The sequence below is a fragment of the Cedecea neteri genome, assembly GCF_000758325.1.
GTDB classification, from domain to species: Bacteria; Pseudomonadota; Gammaproteobacteria; order Enterobacterales; family Enterobacteriaceae; genus Cedecea; species Cedecea neteri_B.
In genome coordinates this window covers 4,217,050-4,236,491 of sequence record NZ_CP009459.1, presented here as the reverse complement: position 1 = coordinate 4,236,491, position 19,442 = coordinate 4,217,050, and the positions used below count along the sequence as shown (strand labels likewise).

Here is a 19,442-nt window from a genome sequence, read left to right as displayed (position 1 = left end):
GGCCGGATGTGTTATAATTTGCGACCTTTGAATCCGGGAAAACAGTAGAGGGATAGCGGTTACATGAGCGACCTTGCCAGAGAAATTACGCCGGTCAACATTGAGGAAGAGCTAAAGAGCTCGTATCTGGATTATGCGATGTCGGTTATTGTCGGCCGCGCACTGCCAGATGTCCGCGATGGACTTAAGCCGGTACACCGTCGCGTGCTTTACGCGATGAACGTATTGGGCAATGACTGGAACAAAGCATACAAAAAATCCGCCCGTGTTGTTGGTGACGTTATCGGTAAATATCACCCTCATGGTGATACCGCGGTTTATGACACCATCGTCCGTATGGCACAGCCATTTTCCCTGCGTTACATGCTGGTCGACGGCCAGGGTAACTTCGGTTCCGTAGACGGCGACTCCGCCGCGGCGATGCGTTATACGGAAATCCGTATGTCGAAAATCGCCCACGAGCTGATGGCAGACCTGGAAAAAGAGACGGTTGATTTCGTCGATAACTACGACGGCACCGAAAAAATTCCAGACGTCATGCCGACCAAAATTCCTAACCTGCTGGTAAACGGTGCATCCGGTATCGCAGTCGGGATGGCGACGAACATTCCGCCGCACAACATTACCGAAGTGATCAACGGCTGCCTCGCCTATATTGAAGACGAGAACATCAGCGTTGAAGGGCTGATGGAACACATCCCAGGCCCGGATTTCCCGACCGCCGCTATCATTAACGGTCGCCGCGGTATTGAAGAAGCGTATCGCACCGGCCGCGGTAAAATTTATATTCGCGCCCGGGCTGAAGTTGAAGCGGACGCGAAAACCGGCCGCGAGACCATCATCGTTCACGAAATTCCGTATCAGGTGAACAAAGCTCGCCTGATCGAGAAAATCGCCGAGCTGGTGAAAGACAAACGCGTGGAAGGCATCAGCGCCCTGCGCGATGAGTCTGACAAAGACGGTATGCGCATTGTTATTGAGATTAAACGCGACGCCGTGGGCGAAGTGGTGCTCAATAACCTGTATTCCCAGACTCAACTGCAGGTTTCCTTCGGTATCAACATGGTGGCATTGCACCATGGTCAGCCGAAGATCATGACCCTGAAAGAGATCCTGTCTGCGTTCGTGCGCCACCGCCGTGAAGTGGTGACCCGCCGTACCATCTTCGAACTGCGCAAAGCCCGCGATCGCGCGCACATCCTCGAAGGCCTGGCGATCGCCCTGGCGAATATCGATCCGATCATCGAGCTTATTCGTAACTCGCCAAATGCTGCCGAAGCGAAAGCGAGCCTGGTCGCCCGTTCCTGGGACCTGGGCAACGTTTCTGCAATGCTTGAGCGTGCGGGCGACGATGCCGCGCGTCCTGAGTGGCTGGAGCCTGAGTTTGGCATCCGCGACGGTAAATACTTCCTCACCGAGCAGCAGGCTCAGGCAATTCTGGATCTGCGTCTGCAGAAACTGACCGGCCTTGAGCACGAAAAACTGCTCGACGAGTATAAAGAGCTGCTGGAGCAGATCGCTGAATTACTGCACATCCTGGGTAGCGCAGAGCGCCTGATGGAGGTGATTCGCGAAGAACTGGAAGCGATGCGCGATCAGTTCGGCGACAACCGTCGCACCGAGATCACCGCCAACACCGCAGATATCAACATTGAAGATCTGATCAACCAGGAAGATGTGGTGGTCACCCTGTCTCACCAGGGCTATGTGAAGTATCAGCCGCTGACCGATTATGAAGCGCAGCGTCGCGGTGGCAAAGGCAAGTCGGCCGCCCGTATTAAAGAAGAAGACTTTATTGACCGCCTGCTGGTGGCCAACACCCACGACACGATCCTACTGTTCTCCAGCCGTGGTCGCCTGTACTGGATGAAGGTTTATCAGCTGCCGGAAGCGAGCCGTGGCGCACGTGGCCGCCCAATTGTGAACCTGCTGCCGCTGGAGCAGGACGAGCGTATTACCGCGATTCTGCCGGTGCGCGAGTACGCAGAAGGCATCAACGTGTTCATGGCGACCGCAAGCGGTACAGTGAAGAAAACTGCGCTGACCGACTTCAGCCGTCCACGTTCTGCGGGCATCATCGCCGTTAACCTTAATGAAGGTGACGAGCTGATTGGCGTTGATTTAACTAACGGCAGCGACGAAGCCATGCTGTTCTCGGCTGCAGGTAAAGTGGTGCGCTTCAAAGAAGACGCCGTTCGTACCATGGGCCGTACCGCAACGGGCGTTCGCGGGATCAAGCTTGCCGGTGACGACAAAGTGGTCTCTCTGATCATTCCTCGCGGTGACGGCGCGATTCTGACCGTCACCCAGAATGGTTACGGTAAACGCACCGCGGCGGCCGAGTACCCAACCAAGTCTCGTGCAACGCAGGGCGTTATCTCCATCAAAGTCACCGAACGTAACGGCAGCGTCGTTGGGGCGGTACAGGTGGAAGACACCGACCAGATCATGATGATCACCGATGCCGGTACGCTGGTGCGTACCCGCGTGTCTGAAGTCAGCGTGGTCGGGCGTAACACCCAGGGCGTTATTCTCATCCGTACTGCGGAAGACGAAAGCGTTGTGGGCCTGCAGCGCGTCGCCGAACCTGTGGATGACGAAGAGCTGGACAGCATCGACGGTAGCGTTGCGGAAGGGGACGATGATATCGCGCCTGAAGCGGATACCGATGATGATGTTGCCGACGAAGCGGACGAATAATCCAGAATAGTCGTAAATAAAGGGTCGCTTTGGCGGCCCTTTTTGTTTGCCGTTGCGGGACAAAGGTTTTGCGGCTACCTTAAGCGCATCTCCGTTCACTCGCTCGCGTACTTTCAGGCCCAATTTGAAATACTTCGTCTCTTTTCGCAGCACCCTTAAAATTTCGCGCTATCTGTTCAGGGCGCTGGCGCTTCTGCTCTGGCTGCTTATCGCGCTGTTTTCCGTGTTTTACATCGTCAACGCGCTACACGATAAAGAGTCGGAGATTCGCCAGGAATTTAACATCAGCTTTGACCAGGCCCAGCGCTACATCCAGCGCACTTCGGACGTGGTGAAAGAGCTGAAGTACATTGCTGAAAATCGCCTCACGGCACCGAATGGCGTGCTCCCCCCGCTCGATCAAAGCGCGGATAAAACCGATGCGCCCGCGTTTATGCCGCTGTTCCCGGACTCAGACTGTTCGGCGGTGAGCGTGACCTGGCGCAGTTCGCTGCAGTCTCTTTCCTGGTTCCTGCGCTACTGGCGCGATAACTTCTCCGCTGCGTACGATCTCAACCGGGTGTTCCTGATTGGCGGCGATAATCTCTGCATGGCCGATTTTGGACTGCGTGATATGCCGCTGGAGCGGGAAAACGCGCTGAAAACGTTGCATGAACGTATCATGAAGTATCGCACCGCGCCGCAGGATGAACGGGCGAACAGCATTTACTGGATTGGGCAGGGGCCGCGTCCCGGCATTGGCTATTTCTACACGCTGACGCCGGTCTATCTGGCGAACCGCCTCCAGGCGCTGCTGGGGATTGAGCAAACGGTGCGGATGGAGAATTTCCTGACACCGGGCACGCTGCCTATTGGCGTCACTATCCTGGATGAAAATGGTCACCCGCTGATATCGTTAACCGGCCCGGAATCGCGTATTGAGCCGGAGAGTCGCTGGATTCAGGATCGTTCCTGGTTCGGCTACACGTCTGGCTTTAAGGCGCTGGTACTAAAGAAAAACCTGCCGCCATCCTCGCTGAGCGTGATTTACTCTGTGCCTGTCGATCTGGTGCTGGAAAGCATCAGAATGCTTATCCTCAATGCGGTTTTACTCAACGTCCTGGTGGGCATTGTGCTGTTTACCCTGGCGAGAATGTATGAGCGCCGGATCTTTATTCCGGCCGAAAGTGATGCCCAGCGGCTCGAAGAGCACGAGCAGTTCAACCGGAAGATCGTCGCGTCTGCGCCCGTTGGTATCTGTATTCTGCGTACCCAGGACGGCACTAATATTCTGAGTAACGAACTGGCACACAATTACCTCAATATGCTGACGCACGAGGACAGGCAGCGGCTGACGCAGATTATCTGTGGCCAGCAGGTCAACTTTGTCGATGTCATGACCAGCAACCACACCAATCTGCAGATAAGCTTTGTGCACTCGCGCTACCGCAATGAGAACGTGGCAATTTGCGTGCTGGTTGACGTCAGCGCTCGCGTGAAGATGGAGGAGTCCCTGCAGGAGATGGCTCAGGCCTCGGAGCAGGCAAGCCAGTCTAAATCCATGTTCCTCGCCACCGTCAGCCACGAACTGCGTACGCCTTTGTATGGCATCATCGGTAACCTGGATCTCCTGCAGACCAAAGAGCTGCCGAAGGGCGTGGACAGGCTGGTCACGGCGATGAACAACTCATCCAGCCTGCTGCTGAAAATCATCAGCGACATTCTCGACTTCTCGAAAATCGAGTCAGAGCAGTTGAAAATTGAGCCGCGTGAGTTTTCTCCGCGCGAGGTGATGAGCCACATTACCGCCAACTATCTGCCGCTGGTGGTTCGCAAGCAACTGGGGCTGTACTGCTTTATCGACGACGATGTACCGCTCACGCTGCAGGGCGATCCCATGCGCCTGCAGCAGGTTATTTCCAACCTGCTGAGTAATGCGATTAAGTTCACCGATATCGGCTGTATTATCCTGCATGTTTCGATCAACGGAGATTACCTGAGTTTCCGGGTGCGCGACACCGGGGTAGGGATCCCAACCAAAGAAGTGACCCGGCTTTTTGACCCGTTCTTCCAGGTGGGGACCGGCGTGCAGCGTAATTTCCAGGGAACCGGGCTGGGGCTGGCGATCTGCGAAAAGCTTATCAGCATGATGGATGGCGATATTTCGGTGGATACCGAGTCGGGAATGGGTAGCCAGTTTACGGTGCGTATCCCGCTGTATAAGGCGCAGTTTGCACCGAAGAATAATGTTGAAGGGCTGGCGGACAAGCGCTGTTGGCTGGCTATTCGCAATGATTATCTCAGCAGTTACCTGGAATCATTGCTGATCAAAAACGGACTACAGGCGCAATCGTGGTCGGGTGAAACGCCCGGAAGTGACGATATTCTGATTACCGATGATAACCTGGCGGCGCCGTGGGGCGGACGGGCGGCGATTGTCTTCTGCCGCCGCCATATAGGTATTCCCGTTGAATTTGAACCTGGCTGTTGGGTACACAGCGTCGCGGCACCTCACGAATTGCTGCCGCTGCTGGGGCGGATTTACAGCATTACCGTAGATGTGCCGGGCAGTTCCCCGGCACTGACGGCGGCCAGTGAGATAAGCGAGCGAAACGATGACATGATGATTCTGGTAGTGGATGACCATCCGATCAACCGTCGCTTGCTGGCGGATCAGCTCGGATCGCTTGGGTATCAGTGTAAAACGGCGAATGACGGGATCGATGCGCTCAACGTGCTCAGCAAAAATCATATCGATATCGTACTCAGCGACGTCAACATGCCGAACATGGATGGCTATCGCCTGACGCAGCGCATTCGCCAGTTGGGGTTGACTCTGCCAGTCATCGGCGTGACGGCAAACGCACTGGCGGAAGAGAAACAGCGCTGTCTGGAATCCGGTATGGATAGCTGTTTATCTAAACCGGTCACGCTGGATGTGATTAAGCAGACGCTGGCGGTTTATGCTGCCCGAGTGCGAAGTACACGCGATGCTTTGTAAATTAAGCTCATAAAAAAAGCCCTGCATAAAAATGCGGGGCTTTTTCTTGGTGTCCGTGGCGGAGATTACTCTTTGTCCGCCGGCGTCAGGCTCACGGAGGAAAGGTAATTCAGCAGGGCAATGTCATTCTCGACGCCCAGCTTCATCATCGCTGATTTCTTTTGGCTGCTGATGGTTTTGATGCTGCGGTTCAGCTTACGGGCTATCTCGGTCACCAGGAAACCTTCTGCGAACAGGCGCAGAACCTCGCTTTCTTTCGGCGACAGGCGCTTATCGCCATAGCCACCTGCGCTGATTTTTTCCAGCAGGCGGGAAACGCTCTCAGGAGTGAATTTCTTGCCTTTCTGCAACGCGGCGAGAGCTTTAGGCAGATCGGTCGGCGCCCCCTGTTTCAGCACGATCCCTTCTATGTCCAGGTCCAATACCGCGCTAAGAATAGCCGGGTTGTTGTTCATGGTTAGCACGATGATCGACAGGTTAGGGAAGTGGCGCTTGATGTATTTGATAAGCGTAATGCCATCCCCGTATTTGTCGCCAGGCATGGACAGATCGGTTATCAGTACGTTGGCTTCAAGCTTTGGTAAATTATTGATAAGTGCCGTGGAGTCTTCGAATTCACCGACAACATTCACCCATTCGATCTGCTCAAGAGATTTGCGAATGCCGAACAGAACAATTGGATGGTCGTCAGCAATAATTACGTTCATGTTGTTCATGTAATAGGCTACCTTGCTACAGCAGACTTTTGACGTAAGCATCAATGTCGCTGATATATTTTTGTATGTTTGAAGCATCACTTTCACGAATGTGGTGCTCCAACGTTTCACATAACTGTTTGCCGGGCACCAGATTCAGCATCGCAAACACGCCCTTCAGGCGGTGCGCAGTCTGCGCCAGAGCGGCAAAGTCGCCCGCTGCAGATTCAGTATACAGTCTGGTGACATCTTCCGGTACCGTGTCGACAAACAGCGCGTAATAACCGCTGGCGTGCAGCTGAGCGTTTTCGTCGCCGCCCAGAGGCGAATCCGGTGTGTCTTCCTCCGCCAGTTGGTTTTCAATCAGCTGCAAAACGGCGTCCTGCATCGCATTGCTGATATTAAAGTTTACCCGGAACTGGCCAGGTGCAATCTTCCGCATCCCGTTTTCATCATCGCTTAAAAGCAAGCCCGAAGCAGTAAGATTAGACGGATTATCAGTGAGGAAGATATCAAAGTCTTGACTCGCGAGTCTTTCGTCCGGGGAAATGCAGTTCGCGCCCCAGTTTTCCAGCATGCGGGTCACAATTGTTCTGACCTCGTTGGAGGTGATATCCAGCATCGCCACAACGTCATCCAGCAGTTTCTCATCCCGCGAATCTACCTGTGGCTCTGCGGCCATTCTGATGTGTAAATTATAGCGTGTGCCAATGTCCGGGCGCGTTTTGATATTCAGATGCCCGCCGAGCTTACGAGCAAGGCGATCGCAAAGGTAGAAAGCCAGCCCGTTGGCCTGCCCATAGCGGTCTTCGCTGGTTTCGTTGAGGAACGGGAAGTGCAGGTTATCAATTTCGCCGCCGCCGATGCCGTTACCGGTATCCAGGACGCGGAACAATAAGCGATCTGGCCCGGCTTCTTCCTCGCTAATATCAAGCGTGATCTTGCCAATCTGCGTCGTAGTCACGGAATAGTGCAGCAGCAGCTCAAGGATTTTGCGCAGTACATCTTTGTCGCCGTGGCGTTGTTCATCTGCCGGCAGGTTGTTGTTGATCAGCAGCTGGAGCCCTTTACGCTTGATAATCGGCAGCATCGACAGGGCAACTTCATCAATCAGGGACTGAATAGAAAACTCGCTGACGCTGGTTTTCCAGCTGTCGGCTTCCAGCATGTTGAGGAGCTGGATCTCATCGACCAGACGGACAATGACCTGGGCATCGTTTGCCAGCTGCAGATGTTTGCTGTCGTTAATTTCTGCGGCATGTTCCGCCAGTTGCTTAACCGGAAGCTGGAGGGCTTCGCCGATATGCTGCATGAAGGCGGCCCGGCCCTGCTGGTTTTTCTCATACAGACGCTGGGCCTGTTTAAGTTTTTTGTTCACCAAAATTTCGCGATCCTGATCGCGGATCACAAAAATCTGCGTGCGTGGGGCTATCTGGCTGCGGAACTGGCGAATCTCATACAGTTCGTTGTTGACCGTAGCCTGAATCACTCCCTGATGCTGGTCCGCCATCGAAATAATATTTTGCAAATTCAGGTGAGGGAGCAGGTGATCGGCAATTTTATTGCTGATCACGGTACGGTTTGCGTCGAGGTCGTGAACCAGCAGGCCAAGGGGCAGGATCGCGACAATCTCTTCATTTAGCGCACGCAGTATTTGCAACTCGCCATTCCCCGGATTGCTTTCCGCCTGCCGCTGAGGCTGCTGGCGGAAGGTTGCAAAGCCAAAAACGGCCAGACCGAGCAGCGCGATATTCAGCAATAGCGGCAGAAGAATATTTTGCAGCGTGTCCATCATCAGCGTCCCAAACGGGACTTGCCACACCAATTGGAGCTGCGTTGTCGCTACCGGAGCCGTAATTTCAATTCGTGCGCTATTAAAGTTAATGCTGACGCTGTCCGGATCGTCTTTATCGGTTGAGGTCGTCGCGGCTGTCCGCTGTCGCTCGTCGGGATCCAACTGGAAGCTGTCCAGGGACATAGTGGGCGGGATAAGATCGTTAATCGGCAGATCGAATGCGACTACGGTTGCCAGATGCCCTGGCTGGTTAAACGTGGTTCTCAGCGTGAAATAATGGCCGTTTTGCCAGTTAAGTTTGCGCAGAGGAGAGAAACTTTCCCGCTCATCGAGGGCATTAGCCTGCTGCAGCATCTCTGCGCGACGTGAATCCACGATGGTGCCGACGCCAGAGTCTTTAAAACCAGATGACAGATCCTTGAGCGGCAGCGTTGAGACCAGAATCATGCTGTTGTCCTGGCCATTAAGGTAGTACATCGACCATGGGCTGCTTTCCGCTCCCCACAGCGTGTCCAGGTAGCCAGATATCCGCTGCGTCATTTCCAGCGTGGAGCTGTCATGGGAGCCAAAAATCAGCGCCTCGGTTTTGCTTCGCGGTTTATCGAGGTAATAGACGTCCTGACGCAGCCGGGTTTCCTGGAGGTTTTCGCCAGATGCCGCCGGGGCAGTCGCAATGTTGTCATAGATTTGCCACGTAGCGTAACGGTAGGTTTCTACACGTTTATGCAAAGCATGGGTGATGTCGACAATCTGGTAGCTTTTGTCCTTTAGCCAGGCATTCACGGCGCTTTGCACCAGAACGCCCATCGAGACTAGCAGGACGACGATAAGCAGCAAAAAGAAGCGGGTAATGTTGCCGGGGAACAGTGAAAACTTATTTAGCGGCGTATTTTCAGACTGGCTCATTGTATGTATGCAACCCGGCGAAGCCTCGCCAATCCTGGATGATAGGTAGCCCAACTGCTTGAGTGAGCCGTTTCGCCTTAGCGTTTTAGCGCTTGCAGATGCTAAGAATACCTCTATATGACGGTGCCGTCAGCAATCTGACGCAGTATAAGGTGTTCTCTGTTTTTTTTCAGGTGACTGATTATTAGGAAAAATCCTTAAATAAGGATTTGCCTTAAGTCTTGTCGGTAATTTGTACAGTTGAGGGATGTTTGTACAAATATTGGTTGGGGTTGTGTTATGGATGGAAAATAAAATTGTTTAAGAAAAATCCGCATTCTGCATGAAATATGGAGAAAAAAAGCAGACTGATTAATTAACAGACGTTACAAATTGCGTTGCTAGCACAGGAATATTAAAGTTGTGTAAAGACGGGTAAAAAAAAACCGGATGCAAGCATCCGGTACTAATAGGGGTAAACGGACATTCAGATTCGAATGACGGTAATAAATAAAGTTAATGATGATAGCGAGAATGATTGTATCGCCTAAGTTAAGAAAAAAATTATCATTCAGTGCTACTTTTTGTATTTTGATTTAAGTTGTTGATTTGGTTTGACTGTTATTATTTTTTGATTATTGATGCTTATATTTTTAGCTATTCGTGCTAAAAAAAGTTCCCTCTAATTTACATTTTGATACATCTATATTGATAAATGAAACATCTATATAGTTTTCGTATCATATTCTTATTGGATTATTCAGTATTTGTTTTGGACAATGAATTTGCCGACTGATTAGAGGGTTAATCAGTAAGCAGTGGTAAATAAAATAAGGCATATAACAGAGGGTTAATAAGATGAAAGTTAAAGCACTGTCCCTTCTGGTACCGGCTCTGCTGGTAGCAGGCGCTGCAAATGCAGCCGAAATTTACAACAAAGACGGCAATAAATTAGACCTGTACGGTAAAGTTGATGGTCTGCACTATTTCTCCAACGACAAAAGCGCTGACGGCGACCAAACCTACGTTCGCTTCGGCTTCAAAGGTGAAACCCAGATCAACGACCAGCTGACCGGTTACGGCCAGTGGGAATACAACGTTCAGGCGAACAATACTGAAAACTCCAGCAATCAGTCGTGGACTCGTCTGGGCTTTGCTGGTCTGAAGTTTGGTCAGGCAGGTTCTTTCGACTACGGTCGTAACTACGGCGTTGTTTACGATGTAACTTCCTGGACTGACGTTCTGCCAGAATTCGGTGGTGATACCTACGGTTCTGACAACTTCCTGCAGTCTCGTGCAAACGGCGTTGCAACTTACCGTAACACCGACTTCTTCGGTCTGGTTGATGGCCTGAACTTTGCTCTGCAGTATCAGGGTAAAAACGGCAGCCCTAGCGGTGAAGGTTCTACCAACAACGGTCGCGGCCTGCTGCGTCAGAATGGTGACGGCTTCGGTGGCTCCCTGACCTATGCACTGGGCGAAGGCTTCAGCGTTGGTTCAGCGATTTCCAGCTCTAAACGTACTACCGATCAGAACGCTGCTGGCGTACTGGGTCACGGTGATGACGCAACTACCTACACCGGCGGCCTGAAATACGACGCTAACAATATCTATCTGGCAACTCAGTACACCCAGACCTACAACGCAACTCGCGCTGGCAGCCTGGGCTTTGCTAACAAAGCACAGAACTTCGAAGTTGTTGCTCAGTACCAGTTCGACTTCGGTCTGCGTCCATCCGTAGCTTACCTGCAGTCTAAAGGCAAAGACCTGGAAAACGGCTACGGCGATCAGGATCTGCTGAAATATGTTGATGTGGGCGCGACTTACTACTTCAACAAAAACATGTCCACCTACGTTGACTACAAAATCAACCTGCTGGACAAAAATACCTTCACTCAGGCAGCTGGCATCGGTACCGATGACATCGTGGGTGTAGGCCTGGTTTACCAGTTCTAATTTAGCTCAAGCTAAAAAAGGCGCCGTAAGGCGCCTTTTTTATGTCTCAAACAATTTTGTGATAGAAGAAATACCAGAGTGCTCGTTAAGAAAACGGGAAAATCAATTCATTGATTTTCGGCTGATAACCACAGAGAGGGAAAAACCACGCTTTTTGCCTCTCTGTCAGCACCGTTGAAGGCGCCGTAAGGCGCCTTTTTTATGTCTCAAACCTCAATGCCTCGCCGCTTGCTCCCTCTCCTGGCTGTTTTTGCTGTACCCTTACGCTCCCGAAACTGGAGAATGACACCATGGATTTACGCCTTATTCGTCACGGCTGGCTTGCCGTAGCTCTTTTCGCTCTCTCAGGTTGCGATAACGCTCAGCCTGACGCCACAAAGGCCCTGGTGCTCGAAGGTAAAACCATGGGAACTTACTGGCGCGTTAGCCTGGCAGATGTCGATGATGCGCAGAAAGCTTCACTGCAGAAAAAAATTCAGGATCAGCTGGATGCCGACGATCGTCTGATGTCGACCTGGAAAAAAGACTCGGCGCTTTCCCTTTTTAACCAGTCCGCCAGCACTGAGCCGTATCCGGTGAATGAGGCGATGAGTGATATTGTCACGATGTCGCTGCGCATCGGCGCAAAAACCGACGGGGCGATGGATATTACGGTCGGACCTTTGGTCAATTTGTGGGGCTTCGGGCCCGATAAACAGCCTCTGCATACGCCGAATCAGGCACAAATTGATGCCGCCAAAGCCTTAACCGGCTTGCAGCACCTGAAGGTGGTGAATGCTGCCGGTAAGCAATGGCTGCAAAAAGATCTTCCCGGCTTGTATGTCGATTTATCGACTATCGGTGAGGGTTACGCCGCTGACCATCTGGCTCGCCTGATGGAGCAAAATGGCATTAGCCGCTATCTTGTTTCTGTCGGTGGTGCGGTCACTACTCGTGGCACTAATCCGGCGGGAAAAGCCTGGCGGGTGGCTATTCAGAAACCGACCGATCGGGAGAATGCCGTGCAGGCAATGGTGGATATCAACGGCCACGGGATCAGCACCTCAGGCAGTTACCGCAACTATTACGAGCTGGACGGCAAGCGTATTTCCCACATCATTAACCCACAGACGGGGCGGCCTATTGAACATAAATTAGTTTCCGCTACCGTCATTGCACCAACGGCGATGGAAGCGGATGGTTGGGACACGGGGCTGATGGTCCTGGGGGAAGAAAAAGCCAAACAGGTTGCGGAGAAAGAAGGCCTGGCCGTTTACCTTATCAGCAAAGAAGGAGACGGATTCCGGAGCTGGATGTCACCGCAGTTCAAAACCTTCATGCTTGACGAAAAAAATTAAAAAGCAAGAACCCGAGTTTTTCATCCGGCCTGTACTGCCATGATGGTATCGTTAAATTAAGCATGAGGTCGCGATGATGAAGCAGACAAACGGGTATATCACAGAGCAGCAGCGCTGGCAGGCGGTGGAACAGCGCGATACGCAGGCTGACGGACAATTCGTTTTTGCCGTCAAAACCACCGGTGTTTTCTGCCGGCCTTCCTGCAGCGCTCGCCGTCCGCTACGTGAAAATACCGCGTTCTACGCCACACCCGAAGCGGCGCTAGAGGCCGGGTTTCGCTCCTGCAAGCGCTGCCAGCCGGATAAGCTTGCCCCTGAGCTCCAGCGAGTGGCTCGCATTGAAGAGGCTTGCCGGATTATTGAATCCAGCGAAGTACCGCTGACCCTGGATGAGCTAGCCGGGCGGGTCGCCATGAGCAGCTTTCACTTCCACCGCCTCTTTAAAAGCGTCACGGGCCTGACGCCAAACGCATGGCAAAAAGCGCATCGCGCTCGCCGTTTACGTGCTGGGCTGGCGCAAGGGAAAGGGGTGACAAACGCCATTTTTGATGCAGGTTTTCAGTCAGGGAGCGCGTATTACCATCAGGCGGATGCTGCGTTGGGCATGACGGCAAGCCAGTATCGTAAAGGTGGAGCCCGTGCTCACGTCCAGTTTGTGGTGGGTACCTGCCAGCTAGGCGAGTTTTTGGTGGCGGAAAGCGAGCGCGGTATTTGTGCAATTTTATTGGGCGAGAACGCCGAAACGCTTATCGATGAGCTGGAAACTGAATTTCCTTCTTCACATCTTACGCCCGGTGATGAGGCATTCGCTTCACGCGTGGCGCAGGTAATTAGCTTTATCGAATCCCCTACGGCTGAATTTTCGCTACCGCTGGATATTCGCGGGACGGCATTTCAGCAACAGGTGTGGCAGGCATTACGAGCCGTTCCGCCCGGATCTACCGTTAGCTATAGCGAACTGGCGGAACGTATCGGTAAACCGGCCGCCGTGCGCGCCGTGGCCGGAGCCTGCGCGGCCAATACGCTTGCAGTCGCCATTCCCTGCCACCGCGTGATACGCAGCGACGGAGGGCTGTCCGGCTATCGCTGGGGCGTGGAGCGCAAGCGTCAGCTGCTGGAAAACGAAACGAGAAGGCAGAAAGAATAATGCTGGATTTATTTGCTGATGAATCTCCGTGGGAAGAGCCGCTTGCCGAGGGCGCGACAATTCTGCGGCGCTTCGCCCGGGAAGATGCCAGCGCACTGATGGCGGGCATTCTGCTGGTCTCTCAGCAGGCGCCTTTCCGCCATATGGTGACGCCCGGCGGGTACACCATGTCGGTGGCTATGACCAACTGCGGCGCGTTAGGCTGGAGCACCAATCAGCATGGTTACCTCTATTCGCCACAGGATCAACTGACCGGGCAGGGCTGGCCATTGATTCCGGAAGCCTTCTTGTCCATTTGCCATCGAGCCTCAATGGCCGCCGGATACCAGGATTTTGAACCCGATGCCTGCCTGATCAACCGCTATGCCGTAGGCACCAAACTCTCTCTCCATCAGGATAAAGACGAGCCTAATTTGCGCCAGCCCATTGTTTCCGTTTCGCTTGGGTTGCCTGCCATATTTCAGTTTGGTGGTCTGCAGCGCGGAGACCCTTTGCAACGCATCATGCTGGAGCATGGTGACGTTGTGGTATGGGGGGGCGCGTCACGGCTTTTTTACCACGGTATTCTGCCGTTAAAACCTGGTTTTCATCCTCTCACCGACCAATTCCGCTACAACCTGACCTTCCGTCGCGCCTCGTAAGACGAATAAAAATAAGAATTATTCTTGATGTGGGCGGCGAGCCGTTTAAACTGCTCGCTGTTTTATTTTGCCGGTAGGGAATTATGGAGCTACTTCGTGTGGTTTATCGCCAGTATCGCTGGCCTTTTCTAATGGTCATGGCGTTAAGCCTGGCAAGTGCGGCGCTGGGCATTGGCCTGATTGCGTTCATTAACCAGCGTCTGATTGAGACACCCGATCTTACCTTCGCGGTTCTGCCAGAGTTCATGGGATTACTCTTGTTGCTGATGGCCGTGACGCTGGGTTCGCAGCTGGCGTTAACCACCCTTGGTCACCATTTTGTTTTTCGCCTGCGCAGCGAATTTATCAAGCGCCTGATGGACACCGACGTAGAGCGCGTTGAGCAGTTGGGCAGTGCGGCGCTGCTGGCCGGGTTAACCAGCGACGTGCGAAACATTACGATTGCCTTTGTTCGCCTGCCGGAGCTGGTACAAGGCATTATTCTGGCTATTGGCTCTGCGGCTTACCTTGCCTGGCTGTCACCCAAAATGTTGGGCGTGACCACCGTATGGCTGGTGATCACCATTGTGGGCGGTTATCTGCTGGTGGCTCGGGTATACAAGCACATGGCCCAGCTTCGGGAAATCGAAGACCAGCTTTATCAAGATTATCAAACCGTTATCGAAGGGCGTAAGGAACTCGCCCTGAACCGCGAACGTGCGGAGCGGATGTACGAAGACACCTACACGCCTCACGCTGCCGATTATCGAAACAATATTATCCGCGCAGATACCTACCACCTTAGCGCCGTGAACTGGTCAAACATCATGATGTTGGGTGCAATTGGCCTGGTGTTTTATATGGCCAACAGCCTGGGCTGGTCCGACACCAACGTAGCGGCAACCTTTTCTTTAACGTTGCTATTTTTGCGTACGCCGCTGTTATCCGCCGTTGGGGCGTTACCGACGCTGCTTAGCGCCCAGGTTGCCTTCAATAAGCTGAATAAGTTCCAGCTCGCCCCGTATGAAGCTGCGTTCCCCCGTTCGAAGGCCGCCGGGAACTGGCAGCAGCTTGAAATGCGCGATGTGGTGTTTCAATACGGAGATAATAGCTTCAGCGTTGGTCCGCTGAATCTCACTATCAAGCGTGGAGAACTGCTGTTTCTGATTGGCGGTAACGGCAGCGGGAAATCGACCCTGGCGATGTTGCTGACAGGACTTTATCAGCCGGTCAGCGGGGCGATTTATCTTGATGGCCAGCGCGTTGAGCCCCGGACGCAGGATGACTACCGCCGGCTATTTTCAGCGGTATTCACCGACGTTTGGCTGTTTGACCGCCTTCTGGGGGCGCAGGGCAAGCCGGCTAATCCTGAACTGGTAAACAGCTGGCTCGAGCGGCTGAAAATGAGCAGCAAACTGGAGCTGGATAACGGCACCATTCTCAACCTCAAGCTTTCGAAGGGGCAGCGTAAGCGCGTGGCGCTGCTGCTGGCGATAGCGGAAGAGCGAGATATCATCCTGCTTGACGAATGGGCCGCAGACCAGGATCCTCATTTCCGGCGTGAATTCTACCAGGTATTGCTGCCGTTAATGCAGCAAATGGGGAAAACGGTTTTTGCCATCAGCCATGACGATCACTACTTTATTCACGCTGATCGGCTTCTGGAAATGCGCCAGGGCCAGCTGAGTGAGCTGACCGGTGACGATCGGGTACAAGCTTCACGTGATGCTGTGGCTAGAACGGGTCATTGAGTCAGCGCCGCCTAAACAAAGTAAAAAAACCAGCCAATTAAGGCTGGTTTTTTGTTTTCTTCATCCCGTCAGGCTATAAACTAACTCGTCGTTTCCGGGGAATTATTTTATGACCGCCATTCAGAAGTACAGCACTAAAGAGCGTGACCAGGACCGGGCACGTATTCTACAAATTCTGTTGACCAACAAAGCCGTCGCCAGCGGTATTCTGGCCAAAGAGCCTTTCGCTGAAACACAAAGCGCCGAGCAGGATATCGCCGAGATAGTGACGCTGGTTGGGCGACTGCCCGCGCCGGATCTCGCCGATGTCCTGGAAGCCTTGCCAACGGAAGAGCGCTTAGCGCTATGGAGCCTCGTCACCGAAGACCGGCGCGGTAGCGTGCTGGTTGAGGCTTCAGAAACGGTCTGGGATGACCTGATTGAAGATATGAGCGATAAAGCGCTGCTTAATGCGCTGCGCCCGCTGGATATCGACGATCAGATCTATCTGGCACAGTACCTCCCTCGCGATCTGGTCGGGCGTTTGCTGGCCACGCTGCCGCAGAATGAGCGCACGCAAGTTCGCCAGATCCTGCATTATGACAAGCACAGCGTTGGCGCGATCATGGATTTTGAAGTGATCACCGTGCGCCCTGATGTCACGCTTGCGGTTGTGCAGCGCTACCTTCGTATTCGCGGCAAAGTGCCGCAGAACACCGACAAACTGTTTGTCACCAGCCGGGACAAAACGCTGTTGGGCGAGCTGGACCTCACCGCGATTCTACTGCATTCGCCGCAAACGCCGGTGCTGAAGGTGATGGACGACAACCCCACCTGCTTCGCGCCGGAAGATCATGACGAGCAGGCCGCGCGTACCTTTGAACGCGATGACTTGATCAGCGCCGCAGTGATTGACAGCACCGGCAAGCTGATGGGGCGTTTAACGGTGGATGAGATTGTTGACGTGGTGTACGAGGAAACCGACAACGATCTGCGCCGTATGGGCGGCCTGAGCACCGAAGAGGACGTATTCGCCCCAGTCAGCAAAGCCGTGCGCACCCGCTGGGCCTGGCTTGCCATTAACCTTTGTACGGCGTTTGTGGCCTCACGCGTGATTGGATTATTTGAACATACCATTTCGCAACTGGTGGCTCTGGCATCGCTGATGCCGATCGTGGCGGGCATCGGCGGTAACACCGGTAACCAGACGATAACCATGATTGTGCGTGCGCTGGCGTTGCAGCATATTCAGGCGGGTAACATCTCCTTCCTGATGCTGCGTGAGCTGGGCGTGGCCTTGATCAACGGGCTGGTCTGGGGCGGTGTGATGGGTGGCATCACCTGGCTGTTGTATAACGACGCGGCGATGGGCGGGGTAATGACGCTGGCGATGATTCTGAATCTTCTGGTCGCGGCGCTGATGGGGGTGGTTATTCCGATGACGATGACCAAACTGGGTAAAGATCCTGCCGTCGGCTCAAGCGTAATGATCACCGCCATTACCGATACCGGCGGATTCTTTATCTTCCTGGGGCTGGCTACGCTTTTCCTGTTGTAAGAGTAAAACAGCACACAAAGCCGCCAGCCCAGGCGGCTTTTCTTTTGGCTGTCCAGGCAAATTCCAGGCACAAAAAAACCAGCCGTAAGAGGCTGGTTTTCAATATTTATTTGGTCGGCACGAGAGGATTTGAACCTCCGACCCCCGACACCCCATGACGGTGCGCTACCAGGCTGCGCTACGTGCCGACGCAGAAGAATAATAGTACATTTTTCCGCGTTGATTGCAAGGGAATACGCAGCTAACTGTCTTATAAATAAACAATTAGTTGGCGATAAAGCGCTTCTCGTCAGTCAGCACCTGCAGCAGCAAATCAAGCTGCGGCTTGGTTTCATTGATCCGTTTCCCCTGCAAATCGTACATCCGATAGTTGCCGTTGTTATTGAGCACCAGCGTCATTTCTGGCGTTGTCACGGCCAGGGTTTGATTGTCTGCGCCAATCACCCAATTGTTACGGCGCGCCGCGGCAAATAAATCCTCACCCTGAGAGTATTCATTGGCCGCTGTTTTAACGTGTAACAGACGCTGCATCAGGGTGGTCATCACGTCCTGATGATCGGTGAGTTTGGTGATGGTTTGCGCAGGTGTACCCGGCCAGTGAATCACCAGCGGCACCTGAATCCGGGCGCGTGACCAGGCAAATGAGTCTCGCTGATTACCGAGCGGAATACCGTGGCCTGCGGTGATAATCACCACCGTGTTTTGCAGTTTGCCTGCTGCTTCCAGCGCATCAAGAACGCGTTTAATTTGCTCATCAACGTTACCGGCTGCGCGAGAATAGCGCTGCTCAAAGCCCTGTTGATTGCCGTTATCGTCGATGCTAGTGCCGTTAAAGGCGACCCAGGAGAACCAGCGATTGTCCTCGGAGGCATACTGGTTAAGCCAGCTGATCCACTGTGCCGCCGTCTGACTGTCGGTCTGGTTTTTGGCCGGGCGCAGCGAGAAATCAGACAGCAGAGCCTGGCGGTACATCGCCGAATTAAAGCCGTCGGATGCAAACAGGCCTAGCTGGTAGCCTTGCTGATTAAGACCGGTAATCAGTGCGGCAGGCGTGCGGCTTGAAAGCACGCCGTCCATATAAGCCGGGGAGATACCGTAGAACAGGCCAAAGATGCCGCTGTCGGTGTTATTCCCGGAGCTCATGTGCTGAGTAAAGCGGATATTATCGTGAGCAAATGCCTTCAGCGCCGGCATATCTTTGCTCACGGTGCCGGCATTCAGCCCGTCAACGGTAATCAGCAGCACGTTGTTACCGAGACCCATATCGCGGAATTGCAGATTACTCAGCGGATACTGAACCGATAGCGCTTCCGGGCTACCTTGCTCAACCAACCTGCGCTGGTATTCCTGGGCATCCAGCAGACCGTGTTTTTCAAGGAAACGACGGGCGGTCATTGGGTACGAGAGCGGCAGATTCGCCCGCTGCATAGTAATAGGGCGATAGAAGTTAGCATCCGCCCAGATGTACATCAGGTGGCTACTAAAGAAAGAGATAAAGAACAGAATCACTAAAGGACGCGCGTATTGCCGACGACGCCCGAGGCTTCGGAGCTTCTGCCAGCTCCACGTCGCAAACAGCATCTCAATAAGCAGAATCACCGGCACGCTAATAAACATCAACTGCCAGTCGCGGGCCATTTCCCCCTGGTCGGGGTTAATCACCAGTTCCCAGACGGTGGGATTAAGGTGGAGGTGGAAACGCGTGAAAACTTCGCTGTCTATCAGCAATAACGTCATACCCGCCGTGGCCAGGGCCGCGCTGATAAAGCGCAGCAGGCGCTGCGACATGACGATAAACGTCAGCGGAAAGATAAGCAGTAAATAGGCGGCAAACACCAAAAAACTGAAGTGCCCGACGACGCTCACGTACGAATAAACTCGCCCCGTCAGCGTCGTTGGCCAGTCGGCGATAAACAGATAGCGGCTACCCAGCAGCATGGCCAGCAGGATATTAAACAGGGCGAACCAGTGCCCCCAACTGACCATTTGGGAAACTTTTTCGCGGTAGCGCTGACGGTTAGTCACCATAACTTGTTACG

Annotated in this window: 11 protein-coding genes and 1 tRNA gene; 8 read left to right on the top strand and 4 right to left on the bottom strand. The window is 53.4% G+C overall.

Annotation, left to right across the window (positions count from 1 at the left end; genetic code table 11):
• The first annotated feature begins 63 nt into the window (after positions 1 to 63).
• Positions 64 to 2,700 (top strand): DNA topoisomerase (ATP-hydrolyzing) subunit A, encoded by a 2,637-nt coding sequence (gene gyrA, locus LH86_RS19720; RefSeq protein ID WP_039295489.1) that lies wholly within the window; start codon positions 64 to 66, stop codon positions 2,698 to 2,700.
• Between the two features lie 124 nt (positions 2,701 to 2,824).
• A complete protein-coding gene (rcsC, locus tag LH86_RS19715; RefSeq protein WP_039305004.1) occupies positions 2,825 to 5,680 on the top strand; it encodes a two-component system sensor histidine kinase RcsC in 2,856 nt (951 codons plus the stop codon).
• Between the two features lie 65 nt (positions 5,681 to 5,745).
• On the opposite strand, the gene rcsB is transcribed toward rcsC, so the two are convergent.
• A complete protein-coding gene (gene rcsB, locus LH86_RS19710) occupies positions 5,746 to 6,396 on the bottom strand; it encodes a response regulator transcription factor RcsB (RefSeq protein ID WP_008459849.1) in 651 nt (216 codons plus the stop codon).
• A gap of 16 nt (positions 6,397 to 6,412) precedes the next feature.
• Complete coding sequence (gene rcsD / locus LH86_RS19705) at positions 6,413 to 9,076, bottom strand: phosphotransferase RcsD (RefSeq protein WP_039305002.1); 2,664 nt, start codon at positions 9,074 to 9,076, stop codon at positions 6,413 to 6,415.
• An 837-nt stretch (positions 9,077 to 9,913) separates the two neighbouring features.
• Here rcsD and LH86_RS19700 point away from each other — a divergent pair.
• The 6 genes from LH86_RS19700 (at position 9,914) to mgtE (ending at position 17,403) form a co-directional block, all read left to right on the top strand.
• Positions 9,914 to 11,011 (top strand): porin OmpC, encoded by a 1,098-nt coding sequence (locus tag LH86_RS19700; protein ID WP_039305000.1) that lies wholly within the window; start codon positions 9,914 to 9,916, stop codon positions 11,009 to 11,011.
• Positions 11,012 to 11,301: 290 nt separating this feature from the next.
• Positions 11,302 to 12,348, top strand: coding sequence for an FAD:protein FMN transferase ApbE (gene apbE, locus LH86_RS19695; protein WP_039304997.1), 1,047 nt, complete (start codon positions 11,302 to 11,304; stop codon positions 12,346 to 12,348).
• A gap of 73 nt (positions 12,349 to 12,421) precedes the next feature.
• Entirely contained in the window at positions 12,422 to 13,495 is a 1,074-nt protein-coding gene (ada, locus tag LH86_RS19690) for a bifunctional DNA-binding transcriptional regulator/O6-methylguanine-DNA methyltransferase Ada (RefSeq protein WP_156107049.1), read from the top strand.
• A complete protein-coding gene (alkB, locus tag LH86_RS19685) occupies positions 13,495 to 14,136 on the top strand; it encodes a DNA oxidative demethylase AlkB (RefSeq protein ID WP_039304994.1) in 642 nt (213 codons plus the stop codon). The genes ada and alkB overlap by 1 nt, the downstream gene beginning before the upstream one ends.
• A gap of 83 nt (positions 14,137 to 14,219) precedes the next feature.
• Positions 14,220 to 15,866 (top strand): multidrug ABC transporter permease/ATP-binding protein, encoded by a 1,647-nt coding sequence (locus LH86_RS19680; protein ID WP_039304992.1) that lies wholly within the window; start codon positions 14,220 to 14,222, stop codon positions 15,864 to 15,866.
• 109 nt (positions 15,867 to 15,975) lie between these two features.
• Positions 15,976 to 17,403 carry a magnesium transporter gene (gene mgtE / locus LH86_RS19675; protein ID WP_039304990.1) on the top strand — a complete coding sequence of 476 codons (1,428 nt, stop codon included), beginning with the start codon at positions 15,976 to 15,978 and terminating at the stop codon, positions 17,401 to 17,403.
• A 111-nt stretch (positions 17,404 to 17,514) separates the two neighbouring features.
• On the opposite strand, the gene LH86_RS19670 is transcribed toward mgtE, so the two are convergent.
• Positions 17,515 to 17,591 (bottom strand) — tRNA-Pro (locus tag LH86_RS19670).
• A gap of 76 nt (positions 17,592 to 17,667) precedes the next feature.
• A complete protein-coding gene (yejM, locus tag LH86_RS19665; protein WP_039304988.1) occupies positions 17,668 to 19,431 on the bottom strand; it encodes an LPS biosynthesis-modulating metalloenzyme YejM in 1,764 nt (587 codons plus the stop codon).
• Positions 19,432 to 19,442 lie beyond the last annotated feature (11 nt).

Bases quoted from the DNA above. Each gene is read 5' to 3' on its own strand.
- gyrA (WP_039295489.1), top strand. From the start codon at position 64: ATGAGCGACCTTGCCAGAGAAATTACGCCGGTCAACATTGAGGAAGAG.
- rcsB (WP_008459849.1), bottom strand. From the start codon at position 6,396: ATGAACAACATGAACGTAATTATTGCTGACGACCATCCAATTGTTCTG.
- rcsD (WP_039305002.1), bottom strand. From the start codon at position 9,076: ATGAGCCAGTCTGAAAATACGCCGCTAAATAAGTTTTCACTGTTCCCC.
- LH86_RS19700 (WP_039305000.1), top strand. From the start codon at position 9,914: ATGAAAGTTAAAGCACTGTCCCTTCTGGTACCGGCTCTGCTGGTAGCA.
- apbE (WP_039304997.1), top strand. From the start codon at position 11,302: ATGGATTTACGCCTTATTCGTCACGGCTGGCTTGCCGTAGCTCTTTTC.
- ada (WP_156107049.1), top strand. From the start codon at position 12,422: ATGATGAAGCAGACAAACGGGTATATCACAGAGCAGCAGCGCTGGCAG.
- alkB (WP_039304994.1), top strand. From the start codon at position 13,495: ATGCTGGATTTATTTGCTGATGAATCTCCGTGGGAAGAGCCGCTTGCC.
- LH86_RS19680 (WP_039304992.1), top strand. From the start codon at position 14,220: ATGGAGCTACTTCGTGTGGTTTATCGCCAGTATCGCTGGCCTTTTCTA.
- mgtE (WP_039304990.1), top strand. From the start codon at position 15,976: ATGACCGCCATTCAGAAGTACAGCACTAAAGAGCGTGACCAGGACCGG.
- yejM (WP_039304988.1), bottom strand. From the start codon at position 19,431: ATGGTGACTAACCGTCAGCGCTACCGCGAAAAAGTTTCCCAAATGGTC.